We start from the raw sequence: 18,731 nt of genomic DNA on the forward strand, positions 1-18,731 counted from the left end.
AACCGCCCGGTGCGGACCCGCATGCCGGGTGGTGTGGGAGGGGATCGGCCAGACTCTCTGACCGCCCCTATCCCGATGTGTCGCTTTCGTCGGTTTTTTGTGGGCCGGTTCGTATCGTCCGGTCGTGCTATTTCATCCGCCCGCCGCGATTTGATGTCAGAGTGTCGTCAGCGGAGCGCGGCATCATCCGCTCAGCGGTTCGCCACCGCGATCGCGGCGGCGCAGGCGAGCGCGCGAGCCGCGTGGCGGACCGAACAGACAAAAACGGACGGAGACATCGATGACAGCAGACCTTGGCAAGGGGGCGCTGATCGCGCCCGAAAACGGACTGTCGTACGTTCGCGGCGCGACCGACGTGCCGCTATCCGAAGCGACGATCAGCCGGTTCCTGCTCGACACGGCGGGCCGCTTTCCCGATCGCGCGGCCGTCGTGTTCCGCGAACAGCACGTGCGCTGGACCTGGCGCGAGTTCGCGCACGAGATCGACGTGCTGGCGGCCGGCCTTGCCGCGCTCGGGATCGAGCAGGGCGATCGCGTCGGCATCTGGTCGCCGAACCGCAGCGAATGGCTGCTCACGCAGTTCGCGACCGCGCGCATCGGTGCAGTCCTCGTCAACATCAACCCGGCATACCGGCTCGCGGAGCTCGAATACGCGCTGAACAAGGTCGGCTGCAAGGCCGTGATCGCGGCCGAGCGCTTCAAGAGCTCCGCGTACGTCGAGATGCTGCAGACCATCGCGCCGGAGCTCGCGAGCGCGACGCCCGGCGACCTGCACGCGGCGCGCGTGCCGAGCCTGCGCACGATCGTGGCGATGGGCGACGCGGCGCCTGCCGGCATGTTTCGTTTCGCGGACGTGATGGCGCGCGGCCGCGACACGCTCGACGTCGCGCGGCTCGATGCGATCGGCGCGACGCTCGCGTCGACCGATCCGATCAACATCCAGTTCACGAGCGGCACCACCGGCAGCCCGAAGGGCGCGACGCTCACGCACCGCAACGTCGTCAACAACGCGCGCTCGATCGCGATGGCGATGCGTTTCACCGAGCAAGACTCGTTGTGCATCCCGGTGCCGCTGTATCACTGCTTCGGGATGGTGCTGGCCGTGCTCGCGTGCGTGTCGACGGGCGCGGCGATGGTGTTCCCCGGCGAGGCGTTCGACCCGGTCGCGACGCTCGCGGCCGTCGCCGAAGAACGCTGCACCGCGCTGCACGGCGTGCCGACGATGTTCATCGCCGAGCTCGATCATCCCGACTTCGCGAAATTCGACCTGTCGACGCTGCGCACCGGGATCATGGCCGGTTCACCGTGTCCGATCGAGACGATGAAGCGCGTGGTGTCGCAGATGCATTTGTCGGAGATCACGATCGCGTACGGGATGACGGAGACGAGCCCCGTGTCGTTCCAGAGCTCGACCGATGATCCGCTCGAGAAACGCACGACGACGGTCGGCCGCGTTCAGCCGCATCTGGAGGTGAAGATCGTCGGCCCGGACGGCGACGTCGTGCCGGTCGGCGCGACCGGCGAGCTGTGCACGAAGGGTTATTCGGTGATGCTCGGCTACTGGGACGACGACGCGAAGACACGCGAGGTGCTGGTCGACGGCTGGATGCACACGGGCGACCTGGCGACGCTCGACGCGGACGGCTATTGCAACATCGTCGGCCGGCTGAAGGATATGGTGATCCGCGGCGGCGAGAACGTGTATCCGCGCGAGATCGAGGAATTCCTGTTCCGCCATCCGAAGATCCAGAGCGCGCAGGTGTTCGGCGTGCCGGATCCGAAATACGGCGAGGAGCTGTGCGCGTGGATCGTGCTGCGTGCGGACGAGCAAATGAGCGAGGATGACGTGCGCGCGTTCTGCCAAGGCCAGATCGCGCACTACAAGATTCCGCGCTACATCCGCTTCGTCGACGAGCTGCCGATGACGGTGACGGGAAAAGTGCAGAAATTCGTGATGCGCGAGCGGATGATCGACGAACTGAAGCTCGACGTACAGAAGACCGCGTAAGCGGTTCGGCGGCGGCAAAACGCGACGGCCTGCGGGCCGTCGTACGTCGTAAGCGCGGCCGTTGCGTTTTCGATGGACGAAAAAAAGCGGGCTTATTAGCCCGCTAAAAACCACACGCTACGGGGTTAGCGCGAGGAGACCAAAGATGAAACCGGATCCGGCGGGGGCCGGAAACGACTCCAACAGGGATGCCCCTCGGAAGGGCTTCGGTACGTGACCGACTGGCTCGCAGCGCTTCGCGTCCGCTCACACTTGGCACACGAGACCGCATCCGTGTTGAAACCGTTGAGGCCCATTGTGGGCGAATTGACGAGCCATCGCGGTAACAAAGTGTTTCAGGTTGTAACGCCCGCCAGATAAGGCTTTGCGGGATTTTTTGCTGTTTTCGGGGTGCTGAAAAAGGTCATATTTACCCATCTTTTCCGCAGAGTTTTCATCGTATGCGCATTACGCGTTTTTTATGCGTTTTCGGGTCGATGAATTGCCGATTTGCACGCGCGAATGTGCATTGCGCGATAGATGCCGCATATGACGATTCATTCGTCAGAAAGATTTTGAAACGCGATCGGCGTGCGCGGTAGTCGGCCATTCGGCCGACTACCGCGGTTCACGCCGGGCGGCGGCGCCGGAATCTGTAACGGCGGCGCGAGCCGGCGGCACCGCGCGCGCTCGCGATCACGATCACTTCAGCCACTTGTCGGAGATCGTCTGGTAGTCGCCGGCCGACAGCGCCAGATGCAGCCACTGGTCGACGTACTGCTGGAACACGACGTCGCCGCGCGGCACCATGTACGCCTTTTCACCGAACTGGAACGGCTTGTCCGGGTGCACCGAGCACAGGCCCGGATTCAGCTTTTGCTGCAGCAGCGTCTCGGACGCATCGGTCACCATCACGTCGGCCTTGCCGGCGAGGATCTGCTTGAAGATCGTTACGTTGTCGGGATAGACGGTCACGTTCGCATGCGTGAAGAACTGCTTCGCGAAGCGCTCGTTGGTGCCGCCCGGGTTCACGATCACGCGGGTCTCGGGGCGGTCGATCTGCGCGACGGTCTGGTACTTGTCGGCATCCGCGCAGCGCACGATCGGCGTCTTGCCGTCGACCACGTACGGCTGCGTGAAGAACACGCGCTTCTGGCGCTCGAGCGTCGTCGACACGCCGCCCACCGCGATGTCGCACTTCGCGACGAAATCGTTCGTCAGGTTCGACCAGGTCGTCTTCACGAACTCGGCCTTCACGCCGAGCGATTTCGCGAGCGATTCGGCCATGTCGATGTCGATGCCCTCGAATCGGCCGTCCGCCCGGTAGTACGAATACGGTTTGTAGTCGCCGGTCGTGCAGACGCGCAGCGTGCCGCGCGCGAGCACGTCGTCGAGTCGCGAGCCGGCCGCCGCGGCAGCGGCCGGCGGCGTCGCGGTCGTACCTTGCGCGTGCGCGGCAGCGCAGAAAAACGTGGTGGCGGCGAGCGCGGCCAGCGTGGCGAATCTCTTCATCGGTCTCCTCCTGGGGTTCGGTGTGATATCAGCGACCGATCATAACGGAGCCATCGCGCGCGTCATATGGCCGCCATCGCATCGGCATGCGCGGCCGTGCGGCCCCGCTCCGGTAAAATGCCGGTTTGCCTTCGCATCGTCGCTCCTATCGTGGCCCATACCCTGCTCAACGACACCTTCCTGCGTGCGCTTCTGCGCGAGCCGACCGATTACACGCCGATCTGGCTGATGCGCCAGGCGGGCCGCTACCTGCCGGAGTACAACGCGACGCGCGCGCGCGCCGGCAGCTTCCTCGGCCTCGCGAAGAATCCCGACTACGCGACCGAGGTGACGCTGCAGCCGCTCGAGCGCTTTCCGCTCGATGCCGCGATCCTGTTCTCGGACATCCTGACGATTCCCGACGCAATGGGCCTCGGCCTCGATTTCCAGGTCGGCGAAGGGCCGAAGTTCGCGCATCCGGTGCGCACCGAAGCCGACGTCGCGAGGCTCGCGGTGCCGGACATCGACGAGACGCTCGGCTACGTGACGGGCGCCGTGCGCGAGATCCGCCGCGCGCTGACCGACGGCCAGGGCCGCCAGCGCGTGCCGCTGATCGGCTTCTCGGGCAGCCCGTGGACGCTCGCTTGCTACATGGTCGAAGGCGGCGGGTCGGACGATTTCCGCACGGTGAAGTCGATGGCGTACTCGCGCCCCGACCTGATGCACCGGATCCTCGACGTGAACGCGCAGGCCGTGGCCGCGTACCTGAACGCGCAGATCGACGCCGGCGCGCAAGCCGTGATGATCTTCGATACGTGGGGCGGCGCGCTGGCGGACGGTGCGTACCAGTGCTTCTCGCTCGACTACATCGGCCGCGTGGTCGCGCAGCTCAAGCGCGAGCATGACGGCGCGCGCGTGCCGGTGATCACGTTCACGAAGGGCGGCGGGCTGTGGCTCGAGGAAATCGCGGCGACCGGCGTCGACGCGGTCGGGCTCGACTGGACGGTGAACCTCGGCGCCGCGCGCGAACGCGTCGCCGGACGCGTCGCGCTGCAGGGCAACCTCGACCCGACGATCCTGTTTGCGCCGCCGGCGGCGGTGCGCGAACAGGCGCGGGCCGTCCTCGACAGCTACGGCAACCATCCGGGCCACGTGTTCAACCTCGGCCACGGCATCTCGCAGTTCACGTCTCCGGACCACGTCGCCGAACTCGTCGACGAAGTACATCGCCACAGCCGCAAGATCCGTAGCGGAGCCGCGGGCTGAGCGCAAGTGCTGTCATGCTGCGGTGCGGGGTGACAGCGTTTCGTTGCGCCACTAAACAGGGCGCAACCCCGCACCGGTTGCCGATTCCGGGCTTGTCAAGACTTGACTTATGCACATTTTCCACGTTGCAGCGCGGTAGAGCCCTGTATCGGTCGGATTGTCTCGCTATGGTTTGGGAATTTGAATAGCAGCCTTATGGAATAAGGCTTCGCGGGGCGCGACCGGCAGTGGGCCAAAGCAGCGGAAAGCACGGCCCCGCGCCCTTCGCGGCTGTTGAACGCCGAGTTCTCAACAAAGTTATCCACAGGCTGGTCAGGGTATACGGCGATTCCTAATGCGAATCCAAAACTTAGCGCCGAATCTGAAGTTTTACTTTAAGTTCGCCACCGTGACGCGAACGCGGGCGCCGGCCGTCCGCGCGGTGCTGGCCCCTATGCGATTCGGAGCACGGTGATGAGCGAGACCTATCTGCGGGTCGCGCTCGACCATCCGCTCGCGACGCTGTTCGACTACCGTTGCGACGTGCAGCCCGCGCCGGAACCCGGCACCCTCGTGCAGGTGCCGTTCGGCAAACGGCAAGTGGTCGGCCTCGTTTGCGAAGTCACGACTCACACCGACGTGCCGCCGTCGCGGCTGCGGGCGATCGACGCCATCTGCACCGAGTTGCCGCCGCTTGCCCCGGACTGGCTCGCGCTCGTGTCGTTCGCGGCCGACTATTACCAGCGGGGCCGGGGCGAAGTCGCGCTGCCGGCGCTACCGCAGGCGCTGCGCGACGCGGACCGCTGGGGCCGGCTGCTCGCGCCCGAGGTGCGCTACCGGCTGACCGACGCCGGCCGTGCGGCGCTTCCGGACGCGCTGCCCGCGCGCGGCGCCGCGCTGCGGCGGCTCGCACAGGCGCTCGCCGACACCGATTCGCTGGCGTTGCCCGATGCGCGCGCATTGCATCCGAAGGCGGCCGCCACGCTCGACGATTGGGCGGCCCGCGGTTGGGTCGCGATCGACGAGATCGGCTGGGCCGACGCACCTGTGGCCAAAGCTGTGGATAACCTGTCGACAAGCAGTGGACGAGCTGTGCCGCCCGCGCTTACCGACCAGCAGGCCGAGGCGCTCGACGCGATCCGCGCCGCGCGGGGCTTTGCGCCGTTCCTGCTGCACGGCGTGACGGGCAGCGGCAAGACCGAGGTCTATCTGCATGCGCTCGCGGCGCTCCTCGATGAGCGTGCCGACGCACAGGCGCTCGTGCTCGTGCCCGAAATCAACCTGACGCCGCAGTTCGAGGCCGCGTTTCGTGCGCGCTTCGCGGGCACGCTCGCCGACGACGCGATCGTCACGCTGCACAGCGGGCTCGCCGAGGGCGAGCGCGCGCGCAACTGGCTGGCCGCGCACACCGGACGCGCGCGGATCGTGCTCGGCACGCGGCTCGCGGTGCTCGCGTCGCTGCCGACGCTCGCGCTGATCGTCGTCGACGAGGAACACGAGCCCGCGTACAAGCAGCAAGAAGGGCTGCGCTATTCGGCGCGCGATCTCGCGGTGTGGCGCGCGAAGCACCTCGGCATTCCGGTCGTGCTCGGCTCGGCGACGCCGTCGCTCGAAAGCTGGTGGCAGGCCGAACAGGGCCGTTACACGCGGCTCACGTTGTCGCGCCGCGCGGTGGCCGACGCGACGCTGCCGACCGTGCGCCTGATCGATCTCGAAGAGGAGCGGCGGCGCGGCCGCGCGTCGATGGGCGGGCTGTCGGGGCCGCTCGTCGCGGCGTTGAAGGCGCGGCTCGAACGCGGCGAACAGAGCCTCGTGTTCCTGAACCGGCGCGGCTACGCGCCGCAGCTCGCGTGCGACGCATGCGGCTGGGTCGCCGGTTGCCCGCGCTGCAGCGCGTACGTCGTGCTGCACAAGCCCGAGCACGCGCTGCGCTGCCATCACTGCGGCTGGGAAGCGCGCATTCCGCGCTCATGCCCGGAATGCGGGAACGTCGATATCGCGCCGCTCGGGCGCGGCACGCAGCGTATCGAGGAGACGCTTGCCGAGGCCGTGCCGGGCGCGCGGATTCTGCGGATCGACGCGGACAGCACACGGCGCAAGGGCAGCGCGCAGGCGCTGTTCTCGGACGTGCACGCCGGCGAAGTCGACATCCTGGTCGGCACGCAGATGATCGCGAAGGGGCACGATTTCCAGCGCGTGTCGCTCGTCGGCGTGCTCAACGCCGACACCGCGCTGTTCTCGCACGACTTCCGCGCGAGCGAGCGGCTGTTCGCGCAGCTGATGCAGGTGAGCGGGCGCGCGGGGCGTGCCGGCCTGCCCGGCGAGGTGCTCGTGCAGACGCGCTATCCGCGTCACGCGTTGTATCACGCGCTCGGCCGCCAGGATTACGTCGGCTTCGCGAATTCGACGCTCGGCGAGCGCCGCGACGCGCATCTGCCGCCGTTCGTCTACCAGGCGCTGTTGCGCGCCGAAGGACGCACGCTCGACGCGGCGCTTGGATTTTTGCTGCAGGCCGCTGCTGCGTTGCCCGGGCTGCCGGGGGCCGATCGCGTGACCGTCTACGACGCGGTGCCGATGACGATCGTGAAGGTCGCGAACGTCCACCGTGCGCAGTTGCTGCTCGAAAGCGCGTCGCGCAGCGCGCTGCAGCATGCGCTGCGCGCATGGCAGCCGGAGCTGCGCGCGCTGAAGGGTGTGCTGCGGTGGAGCGTCGAGGTCGATCCGCTCGATATCTGAGCCGGGCGCGACGGTGGCGGGTGTGCGGCGTGTTACAGGCCGGCGTGGCCGAGCGTACCGCCCCGTCCGTACGCGGTTGTCCTACTCGACTGCTGTTCCTGCCCGCGTACGGCCCCCCGCGCTCCCCAGTGCAACCCGTTTTCCCCGCCCGCGCGACGGACGGAGGGTTGCCCACGCACGTGAAACCAGCCCGATCAGGGAAAACACCGATCCTCCGACCACGGGCAACCCCTAGGTTGCAACCGCCTAAGTGGCTGATTATATTGACTAACCTAAGGGTGCAACCAATCTCGCAATTCGGTTGCACCTTTTTATTGCGTGCCGTAGGATTTCGCGCATCCTCTCACACCATATCGCCGGGTCCGCACCGGCGCACGAACCCACCATGGCAAGCACGACTCTCGGCGTCAAAGTCGACGACCTTCTCCGCTCGCGCCTGAAAGACGCGGCGGCGCGTCTCGAGCGCACTCCCCACTGGCTGATCAAGCAGGCGATCTTCGCGTATCTCGAGCGCATCGAGCACGGTCAGCTCCCGCCCGAGCTGTCGGGCAGCAGTGGCGTGACGGAGCTCGCCGACGGCCACGCGACGGACGACGACGACAACTCGCCGCACCCGTTCCTCGAGTTCGCGCAGAACGTGCAGCCGCAATCGGTGCTGCGCGCGGCGATCACGGCCGCGTATCGCCGCCCGGAGCCGGAATGCGTGCCGTTCCTGCTCGGCCAGGCGCGCCTGCCCGCGCACCTGCAGGCGGACGTCCAGGCGCTCGCGACGCAGCTCGTCGAAGCGCTGCGCGAGAAGAGCTCGGGCGGCGGCGTCGAAGGGCTGATCCACGAGTTCTCGCTGTCGAGCCAGGAAGGCGTCGCGCTGATGTGCCTGGCCGAAGCGCTGCTGCGCATTCCCGATCGCGCGACGCGCGACGCGCTGATCCGCGACAAGATCAGCAAGGGCGACTGGCGCTCGCACGTCGGCCACGCGCCGTCGCTGTTCGTGAACGCGGCGACCTGGGGCCTGATGATCACCGGCAAGCTCGTGACGACCAACAGCGAAGCGGGCCTGTCGTCGGCGCTCACGCGGCTGATCGGCCGCGGCGGCGAGCCGCTGATCCGCAAGGGCGTCGACATGGCGATGCGCCTGATGGGCGAGCAGTTCGTCACCGGCGAGACGATTTCCGAAGCGCTCGCGAACAGCCGCAAGTACGAAGCGCGCGGTTTCCGCTACTCGTACGACATGCTCGGCGAAGCGGCGACGACCGAAGAGGACGCGCAGCGCTACTACGCATCGTACGAGCAGGCGATCCACGCGATCGGCAAGGCGGCCGGCGGCCGCGGCATCTATGAAGGCCCGGGCATCTCGATCAAGCTGTCGGCGTTGCACGCGCGCTACTCGCGCTCGCAGCAGGACCGCACGATGAACGAGTTGCTGCCGCGCGTGCGTGCATTGGCGCTGCTTGCGCGCCGCTACGACATCGGCCTGAACATCGACGCGGAAGAAGCCGACCGGCTCGAGCTGTCGCTCGACCTGCTCGAGGCCCTGTGCTTCGATCCGGAACTCGCGGGCTGGAACGGCATCGGCTTCGTCGTGCAGGGCTACCAGAAGCGCTGCCCGTTCGTGATCGACTACCTGATCGACCTCGCGCGCCGCAGCCGTCACCGCCTGATGATTCGCCTCGTGAAGGGCGCGTACTGGGACACCGAAATCAAGCGTGCGCAGGTCGACGGCCTCGAAGGTTATCCGGTGTACACGCGCAAGATCTACACGGACGTGTCGTACCTCGCGTGCGCGAAGAAGCTGCTCGCGGCGCCCGACGCCGTCTATCCGCAGTTCGCGACACACAACGCGTACACGCTGGCCGCGATTTATCACCTCGCCGGCCAGAACTACTACCCGGGCCAGTACGAATTCCAGTGTCTGCACGGGATGGGCGAACCGCTGTACGAGGAAGTCACGGGCCGCGACAAGCTGAACCGTCCGTGCCGCGTGTACGCACCGGTCGGCACGCACGAAACGCTGCTCGCGTATCTCGTGCGCCGTCTGCTCGAGAACGGCGCGAACACGTCGTTCGTGAACCGCATCGCCGACAAGACGGTATCGGTGAAGGAGCTGGTCGCCGATCCGGTCGACGAAGCGTCGAAGGTCGTGCCGCTCGGCGCGCCGCACGCGAAGATCCCGCTGCCGCGCAACCTGTATGGCGACGAGCGTCCCAACTCGATGGGCCTCGATCTGTCGAACGAACACCGTCTCGCATCGCTGTCGTCCGCGCTGCTCGCGAGCGCGCACCATCCGTGGCGCGCGGCGCCGATGCTCGCCGACGACGCGCTCGCCGACGCACCGGCGCGCGACGTGCGCAACCCGGCGGACCTGCGCGACGTGGTGGGCACGGTCAGCGAAGCGACGGCCGAGCACGTGAGCGCGGCGCTCGCGCACGCGGTGGCTGCCGCACCGATCTGGCAGGCGACGCCGGTCGATGCGCGCGCCGACTGCCTGGTGCGCGCAGCCGACCTGCTCGAAGCGCAGATGCACACGCTGATGGGCCTGATCGTGCGCGAAGCCGGCAAGTCGCTGCCGAACGCGATCGCCGAAATCCGCGAGGCCGTCGACTTCCTGCGCTACTACGCGGCGCAGATCCGCGACGAGTTCTCGAACGACACGCATCGTCCGCTCGGCCCCGTGGTCTGCATCAGCCCGTGGAACTTCCCGCTCGCGATCTTCATGGGCCAGGTGGCCGCGGCGCTCGCTGCCGGCAACACGGTGCTCGCGAAGCCCGCCGAGCAGACGCCGCTGATCGCCGCACAGGCCGTGCGCCTGCTGCGCGAGGCCGGCGTGCCGGCCGGCGCGGTGCAGCTGTTGCCCGGCACCGGCGAGACCGTCGGCGCGGCGCTGGTCGCCGATCCGCGCACGCGTGCGGTGATGTTCACCGGCTCGACCGAAGTCGCGCGCCTGATCAACAAGACGCTGTCCTCGCGCCTCGACCCGGACGGCAAGCCGATTCCGCTGATCGCGGAGACGGGCGGCCAGAACGCGATGATCGTCGATTCGTCGGCGCTCGCGGAGCAGGTCGTCGCGGACGTGCTGCAGTCGTCGTTCGACTCGGCCGGTCAACGGTGCTCGGCGCTGCGCGTTCTGTGTCTGCAGGACGACGTCGCCGACCGCACGCTGACGATGCTCAAGGGCGCGATGCACGAGCTCGCGCTCGGCAACCCCGACCGGCTGTCGACCGACGTCGGCCCGGTGATCGACGCCGAAGCGAAGCAGACGATCGACGCGCACGTCGCCGCGATGAAGGAAAAGGGCCATGCGGTCACGCAACTGCCGATGCCCGACGCGTGCGCGCACGGCACGTTCGTGCCGCCGACGCTGATCGAGATCGGCAGCATCGACGAGCTCAAGCGTGAAGTGTTCGGCCCGGTGCTGCACGTCGTGCGCTATCGCCGCAGCCAGCTGGACAAGCTGCTCGAGCAGATTCGCGCGACCGGCTACGGCCTGACGCTCGGCATCCACACGCGGATCGACGAGACGATCGCGCACGTGATCTCGAACGCGCACGTCGGCAACATCTACGTGAACCGCAACGTGATCGGCGCGGTGGTCGGCGTGCAGCCGTTCGGCGGCGAAGGGCTGTCGGGCACGGGCCCGAAGGCCGGCGGCGCGCTGTACCTGCAGCGCCTGCTCGCGACGCGTCCGTCGGGGCTGCCGCGCTCGCTCGCGGCGTCGCTGACCGCGGACGGCGCGGCCGATGGCGACGCACGCGGCAATCCGGCGGCGGCGCTCACCGCGCTGCGCGACTGGCTGATCGAGCAGCGCGAGCCGGCGCTGGCCGCACGCTGCGACGGCTACCTCGCACAGGTGCCGGCCGGCGCGACCGCGGTGCTGACGGGCCCGACGGGCGAGCGAAACACGTATACACTCGGCCCGCGCGGCACGGTGCTGTGTGTCGCGGCGACGCCGAGCGGCGCGCGCGCGCAGTTCGCGGCGGTGCTGGCGACGGGCAACCGCGCGTTGTTCGCCGGTGCGGCGGGCGAGGCGCTGGTCGCCGCGCTGCCGGCCGCGTTGAAGGCGCATGCGGCCGTGCGCAAGCAGGCCGACGCGCCGTTCGACGCGGTGCTGTTCGAAGGCGACAGCGACGAACTGCAGACGCTCGTGAAGGACGTCGCGCAGCGCCCGGGCCCGATCGTGTCGGTGCAGGGCGTGTCGGCGGGCGCGTTCGAGAACGGCGATGCGGAAGACTACGCGCTCGAGCGCCTGCTGACGGAGCGCTCGGTGAGCGTGAACACGGCCGCGGCGGGCGGCAATGCGAATTTGATGACGATCGGCTGACCATCCTTGCCGTTCGGATCAAACAAAGGAAGCGGCCAGGCGGTCCCGAAGCCGCTCCATTTACCCTGGTACCAAGGAGATGCTATGCAACACACGATGAAAAAGGTGGCAGGCGCGACGTTCGTCGCCGTCATGTCGCTGGCGGGGACGGCCCATGCGGATGACGTGAAGATCGGTTACGCAGGGCCGATGACGGGCGCGCAGGCGCACTACGGCAAGGATATGCAGAACGGGATCGTGCTCGCGCTGGAAGATTTCAACGCGACGAACCCGAAGATCGGCGGCAAGCCGGTGAAGTTCGTGCTCGAGACGCAGGACGACCAGGCTGACCCGCGCACCGGCACGACCGTTGCGCAGAAGCTCGTCGACGACGGCATCAAGGGCATGCTCGGCCACTTCAACTCGGGCACGACGATTCCGGCCTCGCGCATCTACGCGAACGCCGGCATTCCGCAAATCGCGATGGCGACCGCGCCGGAATACACGCAGCAGGGTTACAAGACGACCTTCCGCATGATGACGTCCGACACGCAGCAGGGCTCGGTGGCGGGCACGTTCGCGGCGAAGGATCTCGGCATGAAGAAGATCGCGATCGTCGACGACCGCACGGCCTACGGCCAGGGTCTCGCCGATCAGTTCGAGAAGGCCGCGAAGGCGGGCGGCGCGACGATCGTCGACCGCGAATTCACGAACGACAAGGCTGTCGACTTCAAGGCGATTCTGACGAAGCTGAAGGCGGCGAAGCCGGACCTCGTCTACTACGGCGGCGCGGATTCGCAGGCAGCGCCGATGGTCAAGCAGATGAAGGCGCTCGGCATCACCGCGCCGCTGATGAGCGGCGAAATGGTGAAGACGCCGACGTTCCTGAAGATCGCGGGCAACGCGGCCGAAGGCACGATCGCATCGCTGGCCGGCCTGCCGCTGGAAGAAATGCCGGGCGGCAAGGGTTACGCGGACAAGTACAAGAAGCGCTTCGGCGAAGACGTGCAGACGTACTCGCCGTACGCGTACGACGGCGCGATGGCGATGCTGAACGCGATGAAGAAGGCCGATTCGACCGATCCGGCGAAGTACCTGCCGGTGCTCGCGAAGACCGACATGGCCGGCGTCACGTCGACGCACGTCGCGTACGACGCGAAGGGCGACCTGAAGAACGGCGGCATCACGATGTACAAGGTCGAGAAGGGCGACTGGAAGCCGCTGAAGAGCATCGGCGGCAAGTAAGCCGCATGGTGTAGCAGGATGATTGCCGGGCCGCGGATTTCTGCGGTGGCGGCGAGCATGCCGGACCCGCCGCGAGCGCGAAGCGCTTTCGGCGGGTTTTGTTTTTACGGGCGTTGGGTTTTTGAATATGAAGCGGGGTAAGGGGTATGCCAGCCGGGCTATGTCTTTAGTAATTGTCGAAGTGCCTCAAAAAATAAGTCGTCGTAAATCCGCGTAATAGCGGATCGAGGTCATGACCATATCTGTCTATAAATTCATTATCCAGACTGGTTGTGTATTGCTCTTCGAACGACTCGATTTTTTTCAGCAGCTCGGTTCGCTCTTCTGGCGTTGTTTCGCTTTTGTACACAGCAACGACGCCTTCAAAGCTGTCGCCCCATGAACGCCAATCCTGGCCGAGATATCCGCTTACGATAGTCGCGAGATGTGGAAAATTGTGACTGACCATTATCTTTTCATTGCGCACGGCTCCAAGACTGTCACTCGGCCAACAGCCGTTTCAGCTCTTCGAGAAAGGATGCGGCGTTGTACCCCCATAGGACCGGGTCGAAGCCGTTATTGTAGTTTGCATAGAATGCCGATTCGAGATCCCTGGGGTGTTCTGCAATAAATTGATCTATTTCCAGAATTAGCTCCGATCGGTCGGACGCCGTGCTGTCGTCCTTGTAGCATTTGACGATTTCGTCTATCGTGTTTCCCCATATATCAAAATCCTGGTTGAAATACGCACCGAATATTTCGTACATGTGTGGGCGTTGCGTGGAGAGCATGATTTTATCGACCGATGAAAGATGTGAGTATATAGTACGGCATTCCGTTGTAGCTTTGATGCTTTAGCACGATCGTTACCGTATTGAGTTTGACTAGTATTTCGTTATTTCGATAGATTCCGTAACCGATGTCGCCGGAGACATGGCGGATCAGGGTAAGCGGAATATGCCGGCGCGTAGATTTGGCCCACAAATCGATTCGTGCCGCCTCGATTCGGATGACTGCTGAAATGGCAAACTCGGCGGTTCGCATGTTGTGAAACGAGGACACGACGTCTCGATGTGGTTCTTGTTTTAGGCGTTCCCTAAGTTGCGCTTCGGTCTTGCCTACATGTTTGCTTATCGTATGCCCTCCCAACCGTGGATTCGCGGCCGTTGCCTCATGCTGCATCAAATTGATCCGCCCCGCGGTGATGCTCGACGCGCGGATCGCCTTGACCGCACCCGCGAGCCCGAACGGCACCGCGAGATCCAGCGATATGCCGACATGATCCGCCATTTCGGGCGGTGCGTTCGCCGCATCGGCCAGCTTGGTCACGCCCTGTTGCAGCAGCGCGCTCGTATCTTGTCCCGTCCAGACCTGCTTCAGGCCGGCTGCCGCCGTATCAGCGCCATGTACGCCGAACGCGACGCAACCGAGCTTGGTGAGCCCCGTCGGCTCCGGCGCGACGCACAGCGCCGCCGCCCCAACCATTTCCAGCACGCCGCCCACTACCTGCAGGCCACCCCATAACCGGTTGCTCGACATCTCACCGGGGCTGATCGTCTGGTGCCCGAGCACCGCAGCCAACTGAGCAGCACTCAGCACGATCCGAACTTCACCGTCGTGGTCTTCGCGCATCGCCTTCTGTCGTATTGAAATAAAAATGAAAAAGACGATGCTAATGCGCTGGCTAAACGGGTATTTTTTGAGATTTGCGAGGACGGCGCGAATCCACGAGCCGACGCGGCTTGTCGGTGGATCGGAAACGTCACAAACGGTAAATGAACGCCACACGGACGTAGCGCAACCAACCGGCCCCCACATCCGCGTCAGTCGAGCGCTTACGCTTTCGTCTGAACGCCGGCGACGCGCCTGTTCCCGCATCAATACGATTCGCCGCACGAAGGGGGCGCCGACAAGAACGAGAAGCGCTTCGGCGACGTACCTGCCGGCGCGCGGGAAGACCGACACGGCCGGCGTCACGTCGACGCACGTTCCGTACGACGCGACGGGCGACTGGAAGCCGTTGAAGAGCATCGGCGGCAAGTAAGCCGCATGGTGTAGCAGGATGATTGCCGGACTTCGGAGTTGCGCGGTGCCGGCGAGCATGCCGCACCCGCCGCGAGCGCGAAGCGCTTTCGGCGGGTTTTGTTTTTTACTGGCGGAGTATCAGAATCCTCTTCGAAATATATTGAGCGCTACGCAGTCAATAAGTATCGAAGCGCTTCGAAGAAAGAGGTCGTTGTGAATCCACGTAACGTCGGATCGAAATCGTGACCGTATCAATCAGAAAATTCGTCATCGAGATTTGTGGCGTATTGCCTTTCAAATAAATCTATTTCCTTCGGGAGTTCGAGTCGTTCGCTGGGTGTTGTTTCGCTTTTATAAAGCGCAATCACATCTTCGAAGCTATCTCCCCACGAACGCCAGTCCTGGCCAAGATATCCGCTTACGATAGTCAAGAGATGCGGAAAATTGTGGCCGACCATCATCTTGTCAAGTGCGATGTGAGAATGTCAAAGGGTGTGCCGTTGTAGCCGCGCCCCACGGGCCATCAGCAACCGCATCGAGTTCGGCCTGGGCCAGCTCCCTGCTGGGCGCAGCGCGGACCTGTCTGGTCCGCAGTCTGCCCGCGATGCCCGTGGGAAATCGTCTCCGAGCGTCTCGACCGCGCCGGCCGACGCGGCAAGCATTGTGGGCACGGGTTTTCATCGCACGCGGGATTTGAGCACCGCTATTGCAGTTTTTTCCTCAGTGCGTCGAAGAAGGACGCAGTGGTGAATCCCCACAGTGTCGGATTGAAATCGTGTCCATATGATTTTAAAAACTCGTCGTCTAGCGCGGGACCAAGGCGCTCCTGAAGTAAATTCAGTTCGTGAAGCAACGCAAGCACGTCTTCTTCGGTGTTTTCGTTTTTGTAGAGCGTAACGATTTCATCGAAGTTATTTCCCCATATATCCGAGTCCTGTCCGAGGTAAGATCCCAGGAGGTTGAACAGTTGAGGGTATTCCTGTGCGTTGATTTTCATTTGGTCAAATAAGATGTGACGATATAGAACGGCATTCCATTGTATGACTGCAGCTTCAGGACAATCTGAACACGGCTTAGCTCTCTGACAATCTCGTTGTTTCTGCTCAATCCATACCCGACGCTTCGCCCGACGTTTTCATTGAGAACGAGAGGTGCCTTTGAGGCAGATTGTGTCCATGCGACGATCCTGGCCGTATTTTTCTGCATGACGCTCGAAACGGCCGATTCAGCGTCGACCAAGCTGAAAAACGATGATACGAAGTCTTTCGACGGCTCATTTTTGAGTCGAGCTCTAAGATACGCTTCACTCTTTCCCACGTGCTTCGCAATCGTATGTCCGCCCAACCTCGGGTTTGCCGCCATCGCCTCATGCCGAATCAAATCGATCCGCCCCGCCGTGACACTCGACGCTCGAATCGCCTTGACCGCGCCCGCGAGCCCGAACGGGACTGCAAGGTCCAGCGACAATCCCACATGATCGGCCATTTCCGGCGGCACTTTCGCCGTATCGACCAGCTTGCTCACGCCTTGCTGCAGCAGTGCGCTTGTCTCTCGCGCGGTCCAGATCTGCTTCACGCCAGTTGCCGCCGCATCGGCGCCATGCACGCCGAACGCGACACAGCCGAGTTTGGTGAGGCCCGTCGGCTCCGGCGCGACGCACAGCGCCGCGGCCCCCGCCATCTCGAGCACACCCCCCACGACCTGCAGACCGCCCCATAACCGGTTGCTCAACATCTCGCCCGGACTGATCGTCTGTCGCTTCAGTACGGCAGCCAATTGGGCCGCACTCAGTACGATCCGAACTTCACCGTCGTGGTCCTCGTGCATCGTTTCTCTCACGTTGAAATAAAAATGAAAGAAACGATGCTAATGCGCTGACTAAAGAGGAATTTTTTGAGATTCGCGAGGACGGCGTGAATCTACGAGCCGACGCGGTTTGTCGGTGGATCGAAACGTCACAAACGGTAAATGAAGGCCACACGGACCTTGGCGTAATCGACCGCCACATCCGCGCCAGTCGAGCAATTACGCTTTTCGTCCGAACGCCGGCGACGTGCCTATTCCGGCATCAATTCGATTCGCCGGACAAAGGTGTACGCCGACAAGTATAAGAAGCGCTTCGGCGAAGTACCTGCCGGTGCTCGCGAAGACGGACATGGCCGGCGTCACGTCGACGCACCTCGCGCCCGTCGCGCGACTCGCTCGTGCGTCGCCGCTATTCGCTACGCATGCGCAACAAGAACTTCTGCAGCTTGCCCGTCGGCGTGCGCGGCAGCGTTTCCGCGAACACGAATTCGCGCGGGATCTTGTACGCGGCGAGCCGCTCGCCGCAGAACGCACGCAGCGCGTCCGCGTCGGGCGCGGCCCCGCCCCGCGGCACCACGTGCGCGACGACCGTCTCGCCCCAGTCCGGATGCGGAACGCCGACGACCGCCGCTTCCGCGATGTCCGGATGCGCGCCGAGCACGTCCTCGACCTCCTTCGAATACACGTTCTCGCCACCCGTCACGATCATGTCCTTCAGCCGGTCTACGATGAACAGATAGCCATCCTCATCGAGCCGCGCGATGTCGCCGGTGCGGTACCAGCCGTCCGGCGTGAACGCGGCGCGCGTCGCGGCGTCGTCGTCGAGATAGCCGAGCATCATGCTGTCGGCCTTCAGCCAGATCTCGCCGATGTCGCCCGGCAGCGCATCCGCGCCGTTGCTCCGCACGACCCGCAGGTCAACGCCCGGGCCGCCGTGGCGGCCGATCGAGCCGGCCTTCGCGATCTGCTCGTCCGGATACAGCGTGGTGCCGGCCGGGCCCGTTTCCGTCATTCCGTAGACCTGGAAGAACGCGTTGCTGCGATATGCGCCTGCGAGGCGTTCGGCTTGCTCCGCGCCGATCGGCCCGCCGCCGTACAGCCATGCGCGCACGCTCGACAGGTCGAACGCCGCGAAGCGCTCGATCGTGTCGAGCGGCAGCGTGTACGACACCGGCGCGCCGAAATACAGCGTCACGCGTTCGCGCTCGATCGCTTCCAGGAAGCGCAACGGATGGTATTCGCGCAGTAGCACGATGGTGCCGCCCGCGTACAGCGTGCCGCCGAACCAGTTGTTCAGCGGCGACGAATGCCAGATCGGCATCGCCATCAGCGTGCGCTCGTTGCGGCCGATGCCGATCGCGAGCGCGGCCGACATCGCCGCGAACGTCACCGCGCGGTGGCTGTGCACGCAGCCTTTCGGGCGGCCGGTCGTGCCGGACGTGTAGAGGATCTGCGCGACGTCGCCGTCGGCCGGTTCGATGCCGGCGACGCCGTCCATCGCCGCGCGCATCGCGTCGAAGTCCGGCACGCCGGCCGCTTCGCCTTCGGTGACGAGCCGCCGCGCCGGATGGATCACGCGTGCGAGCACCGGCGCGAGCGTCGCGTCGAACAGGATCACCTTGCTGCGGCTGTGTTCGAGCACGTAGTCGACTTCCGGCGCCTGCAGCTTGTGATTGATCGGCACGAACGCGGCGCCGAGCCGCCACGCGCCGAACATCACGTCGACGAACGCGGGCGTGTTCAGGCACATCGCGGCGACGCGCTCGCCGGCCGCGACGCCGAGCGCGCTCAGCACGGCTGCCGCGCGGTGCGAGCGCTCGCGCGCGGCGGCGTAGGTGATCGTCGTGTCGTCATGGATCAGGAACGGCTTGTCGGGCGTCGCGCGGGCGGCGCGGTCGAGGGCGGCAACGAGGTTCATCGAGC

The 18,731-nt window shown here is 65.1% G+C and carries 13 protein-coding genes; 5 read left to right on the forward strand and 8 right to left on the reverse strand.

The genetic code is table 11. The features are described 5' to 3' along the window. Positions 1 to 280: 280 nt before the first annotated feature. The gene (locus BSE24067_RS30275; protein WP_151067566.1) at positions 281 to 2,008 is read left to right on the forward strand and encodes an AMP-binding protein; all 1,728 of its coding nucleotides are present in this window, start codon (positions 281 to 283) and stop codon (positions 2,006 to 2,008) included. Between the two features lie 681 nt (positions 2,009 to 2,689). Here the strand turns inward: BSE24067_RS30275 and BSE24067_RS30280 are convergent. Beyond that, positions 2,690 to 3,499, reverse strand: a complete 810-nt coding sequence (locus BSE24067_RS30280) for a transporter substrate-binding domain-containing protein (protein ID WP_151067564.1) — start codon at positions 3,497 to 3,499, stop codon at positions 2,690 to 2,692. Positions 3,500 to 3,649: 150 nt separating this feature from the next. Between BSE24067_RS30280 and hemE the strand changes: the two genes are divergently transcribed. The 4 genes from hemE (at position 3,650) to BSE24067_RS30300 (ending at position 12,998) form a co-directional block, all read left to right on the forward strand. Further along, positions 3,650 to 4,744, forward strand: a complete 1,095-nt coding sequence (hemE, locus tag BSE24067_RS30285) for a uroporphyrinogen decarboxylase (RefSeq protein WP_279612173.1) — start codon at positions 3,650 to 3,652, stop codon at positions 4,742 to 4,744. Positions 4,745 to 5,197: 453 nt separating this feature from the next. Continuing rightward, a complete protein-coding gene (locus BSE24067_RS30290; RefSeq protein WP_151067560.1) occupies positions 5,198 to 7,459 on the forward strand; it encodes a primosomal protein N' in 2,262 nt (753 codons plus the stop codon). Between the two features lie 385 nt (positions 7,460 to 7,844). Beyond that, positions 7,845 to 11,774 (forward strand): trifunctional transcriptional regulator/proline dehydrogenase/L-glutamate gamma-semialdehyde dehydrogenase, encoded by a 3,930-nt coding sequence (gene putA / locus BSE24067_RS30295; RefSeq protein ID WP_151067558.1) that lies wholly within the window; start codon positions 7,845 to 7,847, stop codon positions 11,772 to 11,774. An 84-nt stretch (positions 11,775 to 11,858) separates the two neighbouring features. Continuing rightward, entirely contained in the window at positions 11,859 to 12,998 is a 1,140-nt protein-coding gene (locus BSE24067_RS30300; protein WP_151067556.1) for a branched-chain amino acid ABC transporter substrate-binding protein, read from the forward strand. Positions 12,999 to 13,164: 166 nt separating this feature from the next. Here BSE24067_RS30300 and BSE24067_RS30305 read toward each other — a convergent pair whose 3' ends face one another. From BSE24067_RS30305 to BSE24067_RS30335, 7 genes are all read right to left on the reverse strand, one after another. Next, entirely contained in the window at positions 13,165 to 13,446 is a 282-nt protein-coding gene (locus BSE24067_RS30305; protein WP_151067554.1) for a contact-dependent growth inhibition system immunity protein, read from the reverse strand. Between the two features lie 31 nt (positions 13,447 to 13,477). Next, the gene (locus BSE24067_RS30310; RefSeq protein ID WP_151067552.1) at positions 13,478 to 13,768 is read right to left on the reverse strand and encodes a contact-dependent growth inhibition system immunity protein; all 291 of its coding nucleotides are present in this window, start codon (positions 13,766 to 13,768) and stop codon (positions 13,478 to 13,480) included. A 4-nt stretch (positions 13,769 to 13,772) separates the two neighbouring features. Continuing rightward, complete coding sequence (locus BSE24067_RS33025; protein WP_341826510.1) at positions 13,773 to 15,080, reverse strand: RNase A-like domain-containing protein; 1,308 nt, start codon at positions 15,078 to 15,080, stop codon at positions 13,773 to 13,775. A gap of 173 nt (positions 15,081 to 15,253) precedes the next feature. Then, complete coding sequence (locus BSE24067_RS30320) at positions 15,254 to 15,463, reverse strand: contact-dependent growth inhibition system immunity protein (RefSeq protein WP_151067550.1); 210 nt, start codon at positions 15,461 to 15,463, stop codon at positions 15,254 to 15,256. A gap of 242 nt (positions 15,464 to 15,705) precedes the next feature. Continuing rightward, positions 15,706 to 15,999 carry a contact-dependent growth inhibition system immunity protein gene (locus tag BSE24067_RS30325; protein ID WP_151067548.1) on the reverse strand — a complete coding sequence of 98 codons (294 nt, stop codon included), beginning with the start codon at positions 15,997 to 15,999 and terminating at the stop codon, positions 15,706 to 15,708. After that, positions 15,996 to 16,829, reverse strand: a complete 834-nt coding sequence (locus BSE24067_RS30330) for an RNase A-like domain-containing protein (RefSeq protein ID WP_151067546.1) — start codon at positions 16,827 to 16,829, stop codon at positions 15,996 to 15,998. Before BSE24067_RS30330 ends, BSE24067_RS30325 begins: the two co-directional genes overlap by 4 nt. Before the next feature lie 388 nt (positions 16,830 to 17,217). Continuing rightward, on the reverse strand, positions 17,218 to 18,726 hold the full coding sequence (locus BSE24067_RS30335; RefSeq protein ID WP_151067545.1) for an acyl-CoA synthetase: 1,509 nt from the start codon (positions 18,724 to 18,726) through the stop codon (positions 17,218 to 17,220). Positions 18,727 to 18,731: the final 5 nt, after the last annotated feature.

It is taken from the genome of Burkholderia latens (genome assembly GCF_902499045.1).
Lineage (GTDB): Bacteria > Pseudomonadota > Gammaproteobacteria > Burkholderiales > Burkholderiaceae > Burkholderia > Burkholderia latens.